The following is a 14,730-nucleotide window of genomic DNA, read 5'->3' as shown; positions in this document are numbered from 1 at the left end:
ACCATGTTTGCCTATATCGTCCGACGTTTGCTGGAAATGATCCCGGTTCTGCTGGTGATCTCCCTGTTGGTGTTCGGTTTTATCAAGCTGTTGCCGGGCGACCCGGCACGGATCTACGCCGGCTCCGATGCCACGATTGAAGCGGTGGAAGCCGCCCGCGAGCATCTGGGCCTCAACAACCCGCTGCCGCAGCAGTACCTCGACTGGCTGAGCGGGATGATGCACGGTGACTTCGGCATCACCTACCGCACCCAGCAGCCGGTGTTAAAGGTTATCCAGAAAAGTTTTATGCCGACGCTGTGGCTGGCGTTGGCCGGTTTTATCTGGTCGGTAGTGCTCGGCCTGCTGATCGGCGTATTCGCCGCGCTCAAGCGCGGTAAATGGCAAGACTGGACGCTGATGAGCGCCGCCGTCGGCGGCATTTCGATGCCGACCTTCTGGCTCGGCCTGTTGCTGATCCAGTTCGTCGCCATGCCGTTCGGCATTTTTTCCGTCAGCGGTTTCAATAAACCGCTGGATATCGTGCTGCCGGCGCTGACGCTGGGCGCGTCGGTCGCGGCGGTAATGGCGCGCTTCACCCGCTCCGCCTTTCTGGAAGTGATGCAGGAAGACTACGTGCGCACCGCCCGCGCCAAAGGGCTGCGTCAGCGGTTGATCGTCTGGAAGCATGTGATGCGCAACGCGCTGATCCCGGTGATTACCATGCTCGGCCTGCAATTCGGTTTCCTGCTCGGCGGCTCGATCGTGGTGGAAAGCGTGTTCAACTGGCCGGGGCTCGGCTGGTTGCTGATCGAATCCATCAAAACACAAGACCAGCCGGTGATTCAGGCGCTGGTCATGCTGTTCGTCATTGAATTTATCCTGATTAACCTGCTGGTCGACCTGCTGTACGCGGTGGTGAATCCGGCCATTCGTTTACGTTAGGAGCGACGATGAATCCTGCACAAGATCCTGTTGCGGCCCCCACCGCCTTCGATGACACCATTCGCTCGCCCTGGCGCGACTTTCTGCACGCTTTCGTGCGTAACCCGATGGCGCTGTTTGCCGGCGGCTTCGTGCTACTGCTGGTGATGGTGGCGGTGTTCGCCCCCTGGCTGGCGCCGTGGAACCCGATGGAGCCGGACTGGATGGCGCTCAGCGCGCCGCCTTCCGCCGAGCACTGGATGGGCACCGACGATCTGGGCCGCGACGTGATGAGCCGCATCATTTACGGCGCACGTATCTCGCTGTACGTCGGCTTCTTCTCGGTCACGCTCGGCATGCTGGCGGGTATCGTGCTCGGCCTGTTGGCGGGCTACTATGGCCGCTGGATAGACATGCTGATCATGCGCGGATGCGACGTGCTGTTTGCCTTCCCCGGTATGCTGCTGGCGATCGCGGTGGTCGCCATCCTCGGCCCCGGCCTGAATAACGTGATTATCGCGGTAGCGGTATTCAGCGTGCCGGTGTTCGCCCGTATCGTGCGCGCCTCTACGCTGTCGCTGAAACAAGCCGCTTACGTGGAAGCCGTGCGCTGCGCCGGCGCGCCGGACCGCATCATCCTGATGCGCCATATTCTGCCAGGCACGCTATCGAACGTGATCGTCTATTTCACCATGCGTATCGGCACCAGCATTCTGACCGCCGCTGGGCTGAGTTTTATCGGACTCGGCCCAGAGCCGGATGTGCCGGAGTGGGGCAATATTCTGGCCATGAGCCGCAGCATGATGATGGCCGGCCAATGGCATGTCAGCGTGTTCCCCGGTCTGGCCATCTTCTGTACCGTGCTGGCGTTCAACCTGCTGGGCGACGCGCTGCGCGATACGCTGGATCCGAAACTGAAACGCTGACCCCGAACCGCTCATGCCGATGGGCGGAACGCCGGAGCGGGCCAACGACAAGCGCGTCGCTCCGGCGGCGCCCGCTCACACCGGCTTAACGGCGCAAGAGCGCCCCAACGCGGAATGAGGACATCATGACCCTTTATCAACAGGCGCGGCTGCAACCGCTGTTGCAGCGCTGGCGCGAAGAACGTCGGCTGGGAACCCCGCGTCTGCCAGCCGGCGAGCACAATCGTCTGAGCGACGTACCCGGCGTGCGCGTCGGTCACTCTACGCTGGCCGACGGCGACATCCAGACCGGCGTCACCGCCATCGTGCCGCCCGGCGCTAACCTGTTCGTCCAGCCGTTACCCTGTGGCGCGGCGGTACTCAACGGCTTCGCCAAACCGGTCGGGCTGGTGCAGATTGACGAGTTGGGACGGCTGCAAACCCCGATACTGCTCAGCAATACCCTGTCGGTCGGCACGCTATTCACGGCGCTGGTACGCGACGCCATCGGTAAAAATCCCGAACTGGGCCGATCGCTGCCCACCATCAACCCGCTGGCGCTGGAGTGCAACGACGGCTGGCTCAACGACATTCAGGCGCTGGCCGTCACCGAGCCGATGGCGCTGGCCGCGCTGGACGACGCCCGCGTCGATTTCGCCCGCGGCAGCGTGGGCGCCGGGCGCGGTATGAGCTGCTTCGGCCTGAAAGGCGGCATCGGCACCGCCTCCCGGCTGATCCCGGAACTGAACGCCACCCTCGGGGTGTTGGTGCTGGCGAATTTCGGCACGCTGTCGGCGCTCACGCTGGACGGCGTACAAGCCGGCGAGGCCATCGCCCCGCTGCTGCCGGAGTTGGCGCCGCAGCGCGACGCCGGCTCCATCATTATCATCATGGCGACGGACGCCCCGCTGGACGCCCGTCAACTGACGCGCATCGCCCGACGCGCCGGCGCCGGTCTGGGGCGGCTCGGCAGCTATTGGGGACACGGCTCCGGCGATATCGCCGTGGCGTTTTCCACCTGCCCGACGCCGCAGCCGCCGGAAGACGCCGCGCTGGAACCGATGCTCAACGCCGCCGCCGACGCCACCGAGCATGCGGTGCTGGACGCCCTGTTGCAGGCCGAGGCGGTGACGGGTTTTCGTGGTCATCATCGTCCGTCGTTGACACAGGTGCTGGATCGTTTATCCCAGGTTCGTCCCGAATAAGGAACCCGACATGAAAGTGTTTATTTCTGCAGATATTGAAGGTATTGCCGGCGTCATGCGGCCGGAGCAGTGCAGCCCCGGCGCGCCGGAGCATCAGATCGCCCGTGGTCTGATGGAACAGGAGGTCAACGCCGCGATTGAAGGCGCGTTCGCCGGCGGCGCCAGCGAAGTGGTGGTGGCCGACAGCCACGCCGCCATGACCAACCTGCGGGCGGAAAACATCGACCCGCGCGCCCGTCTGGTGCAGGGCAAACCCCGCGGTTTGTCGATGGTGGAAGGGTTGCAGCAGCAACAGTTCGACGGTCTGATGTTCATCGGCTACCACAGCGCGGCCGGAGAACACGGCGTGCTGGCGCATACCATCAATGGCCGCGCTTTCTATCGGGTCAAAATCAACGGCGAAGTGATGGGCGAAAGCGATATCTACGCCGCAGCAGGGGCCGAACTGAACACGCCGCTGTGGCTGGTGAGCGGTGATGATACGCTGCAAAGCTGGATCAACCGCTACTACCCGGCGACGGACTTTGCCTGCGTGAAACGCGCCATTTCCCAAACGGCGGCGGAGTCCCTCAGCCCGGAAGCGGCGCGCAACGTCATCCGCGCTGCCGCCACCCAGGCAGTACAGAAGGCGCATACAGAGACCACCACACGCCTGCAACCACCGTATGAATTAGAGCTGATGGTGGCTAAACCGGTGCTGGCCGACCTGTTTTGCCTGATCCCCGGCGTCAGGCGCAAAGACGCGATCACCGTGGGTTATCAATCCCCGACCATCGCGCCGATCGTCAGCCTGCTGGGGGCGTTTTCCTACCTGGCGACTACGCAAAATTAACGTTCGCATCCGAACGAGGGCAATTCGATGAAACCAGTAATTGTGATCCATGGCGGCGCGGGCGCGCTCAGCCGGTCGGCCATGAGCAGTGACAAAGAACAACGCTACCGTGCGGCGCTGCTGTCTATCGTCACCCGCGGTCAGGACATTCTGGCCGCCCACGGCAGTGCGCTGGACGCCGTTACCGAGGCGGTACGCCTGCTGGAAGAGTGTCCGCTGTTCAACGCGGGCAGAGGTTCGGTGTTTACCCATCAGGGCACCCACGAGCTGGACGCCTGCGTGATGGACGGCCACTCGTTACAGGCCGGGGCCGTGACCGGCGTCAGCCATATCCGTAACCCGGTACTGGCGGCACGCACGGTGCTGGAACGCAGCCCGCATGTGATGTTCACCGCCGCCGGCGCGGAGGCGTTCGCCCGCGATCACGGGCTGGAAATGGTGGAACCGACGTTCTTCTCCACCGATGAACGCTACCAGCAGTTGCTGAGAGCGCAGGCCGGCGCAGGCCAGATCCTGCTGGATCACGACGGCGAACGTCAGGCGCAGGGCGCCGATCCGATCGACCCGGATCGCAAGTTCGGCACCGTCGGCGCGGTCGCGCTGGATGCGGCAGGCAACCTGGCCGCCGCCACCTCCACCGGCGGCATGACCAACAAACAGGTCGGCCGCGTTGGCGACTCGCCGATTGTCGGCGCGGGCTGCTACGCCAATAACCAGACGGTGGCCGTTTCCTGCACCGGCACCGGCGAAGTCTTCATGCGTACCGTCGCCGCTTACGACGTGTCGGCGCTGATGGAGTACGCCAGCCTGCCGTTGCCGGACGCCGCCGATAAGGTGGTGATGGCGAAAATCAACGCGCTGGGCGGCAGCGGCGGGCTGATCGCCGTCGACCATTACGGCAATATCGCCCTGCCGTTCAATAGCGAAGGGATGTACCGCGGCTACGGCTACGTCGGCGGCACCCCGGTGGTAGGCATCTACCGCTAAACCGGCCTTCGTACCGCAGGCAGGCAAAACGGCACTCGCTGCACTCGGCCCAACGGCTGAGCGCAGCGAGTAAACCGGAGAGGATAAGACCGGAAGAGAAATGCGCGTCAGGTGCGTTCACCTCACCCGCGCTGATACCTCACCACCCGGCTGCGGTTAAGCAGCAGAATCAGCTCGTCGCCATCCGGCAGCAGCGAGAAGCGTTTTTCCCACAGGCCGTCCTGAACGGTGGCGAGCGATCGGCCATTGCCCAACGGCTGCAACGTGCCCGCAATCGCCGCCGGGCCGATGCCCATCACGATGTTCGCGCCGTCGATCACCAGTTCGCTGCGACACGCCGGCACCCGCCAACGCCCCTGCAACCGGGATACGCTGTCGTCCGCCTCTACCGGCAGGAAACGCTTCGGCGCATGGCCGATTTCCCCTTCGATCGCCACGCCGTTCTGGCGCAAGCGCATCGGCAGGTGGCTGGAAAGCGACACCGCCACGCCCGGTTCGTCATCAAGGTACAGCGTTTCCGACGCGCCCAGCCAGCAAGCGCCCGGTGCTGTCACCTCCAGCCAGTCCCCGCCGTGTTCCGCCACATACAAACCCGGCGTCAGGCGGTGGCCTTTCGGCGGCAGCGGTTGATCCAGCAACGCCGACATCACTTTCAGCGCGCAGTCGTAGGTGGCGACATCTTCCCGGTTGGCCACCAGCGCCAGCCCGATTTTCCGTTCAGGATCGAGCAGGAAATAACTCTTGTAACCGGCGTGAGAACCGCCATGCCCCACCAGCGGCACCGAGCCTAACTGGCTATGCGCCATCCCCAGCCCATAACCGGTCTGACGGCCGTCGCTCAGATAACGCGGCTGCGTCAGGCGCGCCAGCACGCCTTCGCCCGGCCCCTGATTCGTCAATACCGATTGCAGCCAGCGCGTCAGATCCTGCACGCTGCCCGCCACGCAACCGGAAGTGGACAGATGCAAACCGGCGCAAGACAACATCCAGCCCTGCGGCGACTGCCAATAACCCGGCACCAACCCCGGTACGATGTCGAACCAGGTTTCCGGCGCATGCAGCGCAATGCCCAACGGCTGGTTGATGTGGCGGTCGAGCAAATCGGCAAAGTAGACGCCTTTGGCTTTCAGCGCTTCTTCCACCAACCGATAGCCGGTATTGGTATAAGAAATTTCGCTGCCTGCCGGGTAGTTGAGATCGCCCCACTGCGCCAGATACGCCAGCAGGCTGGCGGCGGAGGTGGCGTTGTAAACCGACAGCCCCAGCAGCGACAGGTTTTCCCGCACGTCCGGCAGGCCGGACGTCATATCCAGCGCCTGCCCCACCGTCACCTTGCCGTTATCGCCGGTCAACTGCGGCAGATGCCGGTCGAGACGGTCGCTCAGCGCCAGGTGATTGCTGGCCGGGCCGGTGGCCAGGGATGCAAACAAATGCTTGGTCACAGAAGCAAAGCGCACCACGCTTTGGGCGGTAAACGGCGTCTGTTGCGCCAGATCCGCCAGCCCGCCGCAGCAGGCGGCGCGAATCTGCTCGCCATCAAACAACGTGATGGCGCCGCCGGGTTGCCCCGGCTGATTCCAGCGCTGGGTGATGTCGCGGGCGATGTCGATCGCCCGCTGCCAGTGTAATGTCATGCCGGTTCCTCCAGCGTCATGCTTAAATCGTACAGTTCTGCGGTGTGCGCATGGCTGACGCGGCGGGCGCGCAAATCATCGGTACTGACCTGTTCCACCATTTCGCCATGCTGCATCACGCCCACCCGCTGGCAGAGGTGCGACACCACCGCCAGGTTATGGCTGACCATGATGTAGGTGAGCTTACGCTCGTGGCGTAAGTCCGCCAGCAGGTTAAGGATTTCCGCCTGCACCGACACATCCAACGCCGAGGTCGGCTCATCCAGCAGCAGCACCTCCGGTTCGGCAATCAGCGCACGGGCGATCGCCACCCGCTGACGCTGGCCGCCGGAGAGCTGATGCGGAAACCGGAAGCGTACCGCCGCCGGCAGCCCGACTTCCTCCAGCGCCCTGGCGATACGCTGCTCCGCCCGATCGAAACGGTGCACCAGCAGCGGTTCGTGCAAAATGCGATCGATAGTCTGACGCGGATGCAGCGAACCATACGGATCCTGAAACACCATCTGCACCTGACGGTAGAAATGACGATCCTGCCGACCGGCCAGCGACATACCGCCAAAGGTAATCCCCCCTTGCCAGTATCGGTTTAACCCGGCCATCGCCCGCAGAATGGTGGATTTACCGGAGCCGCTCTCCCCCACCATGCCGAAACTGCCGCCGCTTTCCACGTCAAAGGACACGCCTTTGACCACCTCAAGACCGCCAAATGCAATCCGCAGGTTTTCTACATGAATCATGCGTTCCTCCAGGCCGGGTCGCGCTGCAAGACTTGCAGCCGCTCGCGCGGGTGCCGCAGCGAAGGCAGGCAGGCCAGCAGCCCCTGGGTATAAGGATGCTGCGCCTGCATCAGTTCGCTGGCTTTCAGCATTTCCACGATCCGGCCGGCGTACATCACCGCCACACGATCGCAGAAGTGCGACACCAACGGCAGATCGTGGCTGATCAGGATCAGCCCCATGCCGCGTTGGGAAACCAGATCGTCGATCAACGACAGGATCTCCGCCTGAACGGTGGCGTCCAGCGCGGAAGTGGGTTCGTCGGCGATCAACAGTTCCGGATCCGGCGCCAGCATCATGGCGATCATCACCCGTTGCCCCATCCCGCCGGAGACTTCATGGGGATAGCGCCCCGCCACCCGTTGAGGATCGCGAATACGCACCTGCTCCAGCAGCGCCACTGCCGCATCCATCGCGGCGCGGCGGCTGCCGCCTTTGTGCTCGCGCCAGGCTTCGGCGATCTGCTGGCCGATGGTCATCACCGGGTTCAGGGAATATTTCGGGTCTTGCAGGATAAAGCCGACGCGCTTGCCGCGAATCTGGCGCAAGGTTTTCTCGCTGGCGCCGCGCAAGTCGATGCCGTCGAAGCTAAGCTTGTCGGCCTCGATACGGGCGTTGCCGGGCAACAACTGCATCAGGCTGCGGGCAGTGAGGGACTTGCCGGAACCGCTCTCCCCGACAATGGCGAATTTTTCTTTCCCCACGCTCAGCGAGATGCCGCGCACGGCCTCGAACGTCTCCGTTCGGTTAACGAAGGAGATGCGAAGATTTTCAATTTCTACCAGCATTTAACGCTCCTTCGGATCCAGCACATCACGCAGGCCGTCGCCCAGGAAGTTGAACGCCAGCGAGGTCAGGAAAATCGCGATGCAGGGCACCAGCGGCACCCACCAGGCGTTGAACAGGAAACGGCGCGCCGTGGCGATCATGGTGCCCCACTCCGGCGACGGCGGCTGCGCCCCCATGCCGAGGAAGCCGAGGCTGGCGGCGGTAATGATGATGGAGCTCATATCCAGCGTGACGCGCACGATCAGGCTCGGCACGCACAACGGCATGATGTGCCGCAGGATGATGCGAAACGGCGAGGCGCCGGTCAGACGGCAGGCGGCGATGAAATCGCTGTTGCGAAACTGCAGCGTTTCCGCCCGCGCCAGACGGGCATAAGGCGGCCAGGCGGTCAGCGCAATCGCCAGAATGGCGCTTTCCACCCCCGGTTTGAGCGCCGCGACAAACGCCAGCGCCAGCACCAGGCGCGGGAACGCCAAAAAGATATCCGTCAACCGCATCAGGGTTTTATCCAGCCAACTGCCCGCGTAGCCGGCGATACAGCCGATCAACAGGCCGAGCGGCGCGGTCAGCGCCACCACCGCGATCACCATACCGAGCGTGGTGCGTCCGCCGAACAGGATGCGGGTGTACACATCGCGCCCCAGTTCGTCCGTACCCAGCCAGTGCGCCGATGACGGCGCCGCCAGTCGATTGGAGAGATCCTGAAAGCCGGGATAGTAAGGCGTCAGCAACGGCGCGGCCAGCGACAACAACAGCACCAGCGTGATGATGATCAACCCTATCATCGCCAGCGGGTTAGTGCGCAGCCCCAGCCACAGCCGGTAGCGTTGCCCCCAGACCGCCTGACGGCGCGTTGCGGGGGTTTCGTCGAGCAACCAGGCTCGTGAGACTAAGAAACTCATGTTACTCGGGGATCCAAAAGTCGATAGAGAATGTCAGCCAGCAGGTTAAGCAGTACATACACCGCACCGACCAGCAGCGTGGCGCCGACGACCGGGTTCATGTCCGCATTGAGCAGCGCATTGGTGAGATATTGCCCCAGGCCCGGCCAGGAGAAGACGTTTTCCGTCACCACCGCCCCCTCCAGCAGGCCGGCATAGGTCAGCGCGAGTACCGTCACCAGTTGCACCGCCACGGTGGGAAAGGCATGCCGCCAAATCACCCGGCGGGAGGACAACCCCTTGGCACGGGCGGTAATCACGAATTCGCCATTCAGCGCATTGAGCATGAAGGTACGGGTCATGCGCGTGATATAGGCCATGCTGAAATACGCCAGGATCAATACCGGCTGCACCATGTGCGCCAGCGCATCGCGCAGGGCGTCATAGTCACGGGCCAGCAGGGAATCCACCGTCAGCAAACCCGTAACGTGCGGCACCATATCCTGAAAGATAATGTCCTGACGCCCCGGCCCTGGCGCGATATCGAGCACCGCGTAGAAAATCAACAAGCTCATCAGCGCCAGCACAAACACCGGCAACGAGTGCCCAGCCAGGCAGATGACACGTATCGTCTGATCCACCCAGCGCCCCTGGCGCACCGCCGCCCACACGCCCAACGGAATGCCAAGCAACGCGGCGACGATAATCGCAGCGGTTGCCAGTTCCAGCGTGGCGGGGAAATAACGGGCGATATCGGAAACCACCGGATTGGAGGTCAGCACCGAGCGACCAAGGTCGCCGTGCAACAATTGGTTGAGGTAATGACCGTATTGGATCCACAGGGGCTGATCCAGCCCCATTTCCTGTCGAACCCGTTCCACGACGGCCTGTGGGGCATTATCCCCCACGGCCGCCAGTACCGGGTCGGTCGGCATAATGCGACCGATAAAGAAGGTCAATATGGAAAGCCCCAACAACGTCAGCGCCAGACTGCCAAGCGTACTGAAAAAGCGGGTCAACATTCGCATCAGGCTTTCTTCACCTGCTGGTAGGGAACCTTGCTCAGTACGGTCAGCGTGACGCCGCTAAGATTCTTGCGACAGGCCAGCGTTCTTTCATACTGCATCATCACGGTAAACGGGCTCAGTTCACGGTGTTTGCGCTGCAGGGTCTGGTACAGCTCGATACGCTTGGCGGCGTCCTTCTCATGCAGCGCCTGCTCGGTCATTTGATTGAATGCATCATCAGACCAGTTACAACGCCAGGCCAATGTGCGATTGCGGGCACTGTCGCTGTTGTCGGTGTTGATGCAGAACGCTTCGGCGTTGGAGTTCGGATCAAAATAGTCCGCGCCCCAGGCAGTCAACGCCAGTTGCTGCTGGCGAGCGCGCATTTTGGTCAATACCTGACGGTTTTCCGCCGCAATCAGCTTCACCTTGATGCCGATAGCGCCGAGCTGCGTCTGGATTGCCTGTGCGATATCCGGGAACGGCTGGGCGGAGTAATGATCCATGGTGATCTCAAAACCATCCGGGTATCCGGCGTCTTTCAACAGCGCTTTGGCCTTGGCGACATCCAGATGGAACGGGTTGTCGCCCAGCGCCGCCGGGAAACCGTCCGGCAGGAAACTCTGATGCACTTTATGGGTCAGCGGCAGAATGTTTTTCTGGATGCTGTCGTAATCCAGCGCCCATTTAATCGCCTGCCATACCTGCGGCTTTTTCAGGAATTCGTTGCCGGTATTGCAGGAAAGCAACATCAGGCTGGCAATGCTCTGACGCACCAGATGGTAGTTGCTGTCGTTCAGCAACGGGCGAATCTGTTCCGTCGTCAGATCACGGGCAATATCCACATCCCCTTTTTGCAGCATCAGCAACTGAGCGGACGGATCGACGATATGCTTGAGCAGCACACGTTTGAAGACATTATCCCCAGGGAAATTATCGTTTTTCTGCAGAATGATACTTTCGCTGGGTTTCCAGCTCACCAGCGTGAACGGGCCGGAACCGGCGCTATTCTGCTTGATCCACTGGTTGCCCAGGTCGTTGTTCTGCTGGTTAGCCAGCGCGATTTTCTTCTGGACTACGCTGCCCACCGGCGCCGACAGGCAATAAAGCAGGAAGGTTTCCGCCGCCGGTTTTTCCAGATTCAGCACCAGCGTGTGGGCATCCGGCGCGGTAATGCGCTGTTCCACGTTGTCTTTGGTGAAACCGAACTGGTTGATGATAAAGGCCGGACTTTTATCCAGCTTCACCGCACGCTGCAACGAAAATGCGGCGTCTTCTGCGGTGACAGGCGCACCATCAGCGAATTTGGCTTGCGGATTGAGATGAAAGGTAAAGGTTTGGCCTTCATTGCTGACGGCCCAACTGCTCGCCAGATCACCGATCACCTCCTGCGGGTTGGACGGGTTCGGCATCACTAAGCGCTGGTACAGGTTGCCGATAACTTCGGTGCCCACCGTCTCAAAGCACTCCTGCGGATCGAGACTGGTCATGTTATCGAGCTGCATCGCCATCACCAGCATGGAAGGCGGCGTATCGGCAAATGCGGTGTTCAGATTGAGCCAGGACAGGAAAGGTACGGTTGCGCAACCGGCAAGAAAACGTCTTCTGGTGACCATTAATCCCCCAAGTGTTTAACTATTTGATTTATAAATAAAATAAATATATTTTTTCTGTATTCGGCTTGACAGGGTTGGCAGGAGCTGGCTTAAATGAGCGTGCGTCGAATAAAAATTCAGCGCTGGAACAGACCGACCGCCGGAGGGTAATTCCCCGCCGCGTTCCGAACCATCGATTTCATTTCAATCCAGTACCGGTACTTCCGCTCATGTCAGATAAACCAGTGTTTCACGATCGCATTCCTGTGTTCGACGGCCACAATGACGTACTGTCCCGCCTATGGCGCCAGCATCGCGATACTCCGACGGAGGCATTTCTTTGCGGGCCGTCGCAAGGCCAAATCGACCTGCCTCGGCTACGTCAGGGTGGGTTCGCCGGCGGTTTGTTCGCCACCTACGTTCCTTCAGCCAAAAAGGAAGATGCAAACTCTGTACCAGGTGGTAACAGCGTATTCACAACCCCCACATTGGACGAAGCGCGGGAAACCAGTTTCTGGATGATTTCCACGCTATTACGCATTGAAGCCGAGTCCGCCGGACAGGTAAAAGTGTGTCGTAGCGTGGCGGAGATCCGGCGCTGTATGGCACAAGGCGTGCTGGCGACGGTGATGCACATTGAAGGTGCAGAGATGCTGGATCCCGACCTGACGCTGCTGGATATTCTGTATGCCGCCGGGTTGCGCAGCCTTGGCCCGTTATGGAGCCGGCCGAATATTTTCGGCCAGGGCGTGCCCTTCCGGTTTCCCTCCTCGCCTGACACCGGCGATGGCCTGACGGAAGCCGGTCTGCGGCTGATCCGCGCCTGTAATGCCCGGCGCATTTTGGTGGATTTATCCCATATGGACGAGAAAGGATTCTGGCAAACAGCGGAGATCTCCGATGCGCCGCTGGTCGCCAGCCACTCCAACGCCCATGCCTTGTGCGCGCAGTCGCGCAACCTGACCGACCGCCAACTGGCCGCCATCCGCGAAAGCAACGGCTTTGTCGGCGTCAATTTCGGTACCGCTTTCCTGCGGGCCGATGGCCGCAAAGATCCATCGGCAACTGTGTTGGAAATCGTCAGGCATATAGAGTATCTGCTTGAAAAAGTTGGGGAAGATAATGTGGGCTTCGGTTCTGATCTGGATGGCACCACCGTTCCTCCCGATCTGAAAGATGCGGCAGGATTCCCCATTTTGGTGCAAACCATGCTCGATCTTGGTTATTCACGCACCATTTTGGAGAAAATTTGTTACAGCAACTGGCTACGAGTGCTGGAAGCCACCTGGGGCGAATAGCTCGAACCGGGGCGCGCGCCGCGCCCCCGGCGCGTTGTCTGATACCTGCCCGGTTTTCTTTCCAGTTCCAATAAAGTGGCGTAAACCTTGCTTATATTTGCACCTTAATCGATCGCGCACGAGCCGGTCGTAAACCCACCACATTCCATCCATCAGGGCGCCAGATTATGCGTTTACGCCATATCGAAGTCTTCCAGGCCATCGTTCAGGCTGGCACCATCAGCGGCGCGGCGCGGTTATTGAACGTCTCCCAGCCCAATGTCAGCCGGGTGCTAAATCACGCCGAACAGCAGTTGGGGTTCGCTCTGTTCGAACGGCGCGTGCAGGGTATGGTGCCGACGGTGGAGGGACGACGGTTGATGCCAGAGATTGAGCGTCTTTACAGCCACTTGCAGGATATCGCCCACCTGACGGAACAGATTCGCCGCGGCAAGCGTCAGACAGTACGGCTTGGCGCCGCCCATGCCTTCGGCCAGATGATCGTGGCGCCGGCGATGGTGGCGTTTCAGCAGCAGGCGGCGATGGTGAACGTGGAACTGGTGACAGAGCATTTCGGTACGCTATGCCAAAATGTTCAGCAACAACAGCTTGATTTGGCACTGGTATTCGGTCAGCAAGTCCCGACCGATTTGCTGGCGGAGCCGTTATGCCAATCTCGCATGGTGGCGATTCTGCCCAAAAACAGTCCGCAGCAGGGGCCGGTTTCACTGGAATGGTTGTGCCATAACAACCTGCTGATGATGCAACAGCAGGATCCACTGGGCCAGGTGGTGCACCGCGCGCTGCGGGATCGCCACCTGAAGCCGGCGGCCTCGCTGTATATCAAAACCTATTCGGTGATCGCCGATATGGTGCTGGCCGGCGGCGGCACCGGTATTGTCGATCTGTTCACCGCCCATCGTTACGCCGATCAACTCAAGATTGTGCCCATCAGCCAGCCATTGCCGTTCGAAGTGATGCTGATAAGCCGCAGCGATATGCCGCAATCACGCGAAGTGTTGCAGCTCAAACAGGAGCTGAAAATCAAATGCCGCGAGCTGGCAACCCGATGCCTGCCGATGTTGCAGGCCGCCTGACGCTCTCCCCTCATATGATGCAGCATATTCCCTGATAGGGAATATGCCGGGGCGCCGATGTTTCACTCTCGACGCCCCCCAAACCCCTCAAGCCGCACCCCACAAAACCGGATTATTCAGATAGCACATACGCCAGCGACCACGTAGGGTTATCCTGAACAACCAAGTTCGTAAAAGGTGGTAACCATGAAAAAAGCAGCATTGGCATTGTTTATATGCACAGTAGTCATCTCTAATGCATTTGTTCCCGCATCCTATGCGGAAGGCCCAGGTGACAATCGCGCGCCACAGCAGCAGCCATGGAACCCCGGCAATCCTGGCAATCCCGGCAATCAGGGGCAAGGTCGGCAGGATCATACAGGCCACGACCAAGGCCGCCCGGAAGCGCGTAACGATCATGGCCCAGGCCGTCAGGATCACCGCGCAGGGCCGCCGCAGCGTGAACATTTTGCCTTTGGCGGCCATGATTTCCGGCGCGGCCACCCGGTGCCGAGAGACTTCCGCTGGGATCAGTATCGCATGGACGACTGGCGCGGGCGCGGCCTGTATGCGCCGCCGTCCGGCTACCGCTGGGCCTATATCGACGGCAACTATGTGCTGATTGCCGTTGCTACCGGCATCATCACCTCCATCATTCTCAATAGCGCACTGCACTGATCAACGCCCCGTCAGGGGCGTATACCTTCACCGTTGATTCTCGCGCTGCGCGCGCCGTTTCCCCCTCGGGCATCCTTCCCCATCCGTCGCACTCTACCGCAACAGAGACGCGGATGGCGGTGAGACATGCAACCGGATTTTCTGCGCATGTTAATGATGCCGTTACCCTGACGCCGGAGACAGGG

General features: G+C 61.1%; 14 protein-coding genes. 8 read left to right on the top strand and 6 right to left on the bottom strand.

The features are described from left to right. Positions 1-3: 3 nt before the first annotated feature. The 5 genes from DPA2511_RS00750 (at position 4) to DPA2511_RS00730 (ending at position 4,832) form a co-directional block, all read left to right on the top strand. Complete coding sequence (locus DPA2511_RS00750; protein WP_012763787.1) at positions 4-924, top strand: ABC transporter permease; 921 nt, start codon at positions 4-6, stop codon at positions 922-924. 8 nt (positions 925-932) lie between these two features. Beyond that, positions 933-1,829, top strand: coding sequence for an ABC transporter permease subunit (locus DPA2511_RS00745; protein WP_012763786.1), 897 nt, complete (start codon positions 933-935; stop codon positions 1,827-1,829). 125 nt (positions 1,830-1,954) lie between these two features. Further along, on the top strand, positions 1,955-3,013 hold the full coding sequence (locus DPA2511_RS00740) for a DmpA family aminopeptidase (RefSeq protein ID WP_012763785.1): 1,059 nt from the start codon (positions 1,955-1,957) through the stop codon (positions 3,011-3,013). 10 nt (positions 3,014-3,023) lie between these two features. After that, positions 3,024-3,845 carry a M55 family metallopeptidase gene (locus DPA2511_RS00735; RefSeq protein WP_012763784.1) on the top strand — a complete coding sequence of 274 codons (822 nt, stop codon included), beginning with the start codon at positions 3,024-3,026 and terminating at the stop codon, positions 3,843-3,845. A gap of 27 nt (positions 3,846-3,872) precedes the next feature. Then, entirely contained in the window at positions 3,873-4,832 is a 960-nt protein-coding gene (locus tag DPA2511_RS00730) for an isoaspartyl peptidase/L-asparaginase family protein (RefSeq protein WP_012763783.1), read from the top strand. 122 nt (positions 4,833-4,954) lie between these two features. Here the strand turns inward: DPA2511_RS00730 and DPA2511_RS00725 are convergent, their stop codons facing one another. From DPA2511_RS00725 to DPA2511_RS00700, 6 genes are read right to left on the bottom strand one after another with little or no spacing between them, the layout of a single operon-like run. Then, complete coding sequence (locus DPA2511_RS00725; RefSeq protein WP_012763782.1) at positions 4,955-6,466, bottom strand: serine hydrolase domain-containing protein; 1,512 nt, start codon at positions 6,464-6,466, stop codon at positions 4,955-4,957. Then, a complete protein-coding gene (locus tag DPA2511_RS00720) occupies positions 6,463-7,203 on the bottom strand; it encodes an ABC transporter ATP-binding protein (protein ID WP_012763781.1) in 741 nt (246 codons plus the stop codon). The genes DPA2511_RS00725 and DPA2511_RS00720 overlap by 4 nt, the downstream gene beginning before the upstream one ends. Next, positions 7,200-8,030, bottom strand: coding sequence for an ABC transporter ATP-binding protein (locus DPA2511_RS00715; RefSeq protein ID WP_012763780.1), 831 nt, complete (start codon positions 8,028-8,030; stop codon positions 7,200-7,202). The genes DPA2511_RS00720 and DPA2511_RS00715 overlap by 4 nt, the downstream gene beginning before the upstream one ends. Further along, complete coding sequence (locus DPA2511_RS00710; RefSeq protein ID WP_012763779.1) at positions 8,031-8,933, bottom strand: ABC transporter permease; 903 nt, start codon at positions 8,931-8,933, stop codon at positions 8,031-8,033. Continuing rightward, positions 8,930-9,940, bottom strand: coding sequence for an ABC transporter permease (locus DPA2511_RS00705; RefSeq protein WP_012763778.1), 1,011 nt, complete (start codon positions 9,938-9,940; stop codon positions 8,930-8,932). Before DPA2511_RS00705 ends, DPA2511_RS00710 begins: the two co-directional genes overlap by 4 nt. After that, complete coding sequence (locus tag DPA2511_RS00700; RefSeq protein ID WP_012763777.1) at positions 9,940-11,535, bottom strand: ABC transporter substrate-binding protein; 1,596 nt, start codon at positions 11,533-11,535, stop codon at positions 9,940-9,942. Before DPA2511_RS00700 ends, DPA2511_RS00705 begins: the two co-directional genes overlap by 1 nt. Before the next feature lie 209 nt (positions 11,536-11,744). On the opposite strand from DPA2511_RS00700, the gene DPA2511_RS00695 reads away from it, so the two are divergent. The 3 genes from DPA2511_RS00695 to DPA2511_RS00685 all read left to right on the top strand — a co-directional run bounded on the left by DPA2511_RS00695 (position 11,745) and on the right by DPA2511_RS00685 (position 14,545). Next, a complete protein-coding gene (locus DPA2511_RS00695) occupies positions 11,745-12,812 on the top strand; it encodes a dipeptidase (protein WP_012763776.1) in 1,068 nt (355 codons plus the stop codon). Between the two features lie 167 nt (positions 12,813-12,979). Further along, a complete protein-coding gene (locus tag DPA2511_RS00690; RefSeq protein ID WP_012763775.1) occupies positions 12,980-13,888 on the top strand; it encodes a LysR family transcriptional regulator in 909 nt (302 codons plus the stop codon). A gap of 186 nt (positions 13,889-14,074) precedes the next feature. Beyond that, positions 14,075-14,545 (top strand): RcnB family protein, encoded by a 471-nt coding sequence (locus DPA2511_RS00685; RefSeq protein WP_012763774.1) that lies wholly within the window; start codon positions 14,075-14,077, stop codon positions 14,543-14,545. Positions 14,546-14,730 lie beyond the last annotated feature (185 nt).

It is taken from the genome of Musicola paradisiaca NCPPB 2511 (genome assembly GCF_000400505.1).
Taxonomy (GTDB): Bacteria; Pseudomonadota; Gammaproteobacteria; order Enterobacterales; family Enterobacteriaceae; genus Musicola; species Musicola paradisiaca.
This window is presented reverse-complemented; position numbering and strand designations above follow the sequence as displayed.

Coding starts and splice junctions, on each gene's coding strand:
- DPA2511_RS00750 (WP_012763787.1), top strand. CDS start 4: ATGTTTGCCTATATCGTCCGACGTTTGCTGGAAATGATCCCGGTTCTG.
- DPA2511_RS00745 (WP_012763786.1), top strand. CDS start 933: ATGAATCCTGCACAAGATCCTGTTGCGGCCCCCACCGCCTTCGATGAC.
- DPA2511_RS00740 (WP_012763785.1), top strand. CDS start 1,955: ATGACCCTTTATCAACAGGCGCGGCTGCAACCGCTGTTGCAGCGCTGG.
- DPA2511_RS00735 (WP_012763784.1), top strand. CDS start 3,024: ATGAAAGTGTTTATTTCTGCAGATATTGAAGGTATTGCCGGCGTCATG.
- DPA2511_RS00730 (WP_012763783.1), top strand. CDS start 3,873: ATGAAACCAGTAATTGTGATCCATGGCGGCGCGGGCGCGCTCAGCCGG.
- DPA2511_RS00725 (WP_012763782.1), bottom strand. CDS start 6,466: ATGACATTACACTGGCAGCGGGCGATCGACATCGCCCGCGACATCACC.
- DPA2511_RS00720 (WP_012763781.1), bottom strand. CDS start 7,203: ATGATTCATGTAGAAAACCTGCGGATTGCATTTGGCGGTCTTGAGGTG.
- DPA2511_RS00715 (WP_012763780.1), bottom strand. CDS start 8,030: ATGCTGGTAGAAATTGAAAATCTTCGCATCTCCTTCGTTAACCGAACG.
- DPA2511_RS00710 (WP_012763779.1), bottom strand. CDS start 8,933: ATGAGTTTCTTAGTCTCACGAGCCTGGTTGCTCGACGAAACCCCCGCA.
- DPA2511_RS00705 (WP_012763778.1), bottom strand. CDS start 9,940: ATGCGAATGTTGACCCGCTTTTTCAGTACGCTTGGCAGTCTGGCGCTG.
- DPA2511_RS00700 (WP_012763777.1), bottom strand. CDS start 11,535: ATGGTCACCAGAAGACGTTTTCTTGCCGGTTGCGCAACCGTACCTTTC.
- DPA2511_RS00695 (WP_012763776.1), top strand. CDS start 11,745: ATGTCAGATAAACCAGTGTTTCACGATCGCATTCCTGTGTTCGACGGC.
- DPA2511_RS00690 (WP_012763775.1), top strand. CDS start 12,980: ATGCGTTTACGCCATATCGAAGTCTTCCAGGCCATCGTTCAGGCTGGC.
- DPA2511_RS00685 (WP_012763774.1), top strand. CDS start 14,075: ATGAAAAAAGCAGCATTGGCATTGTTTATATGCACAGTAGTCATCTCT.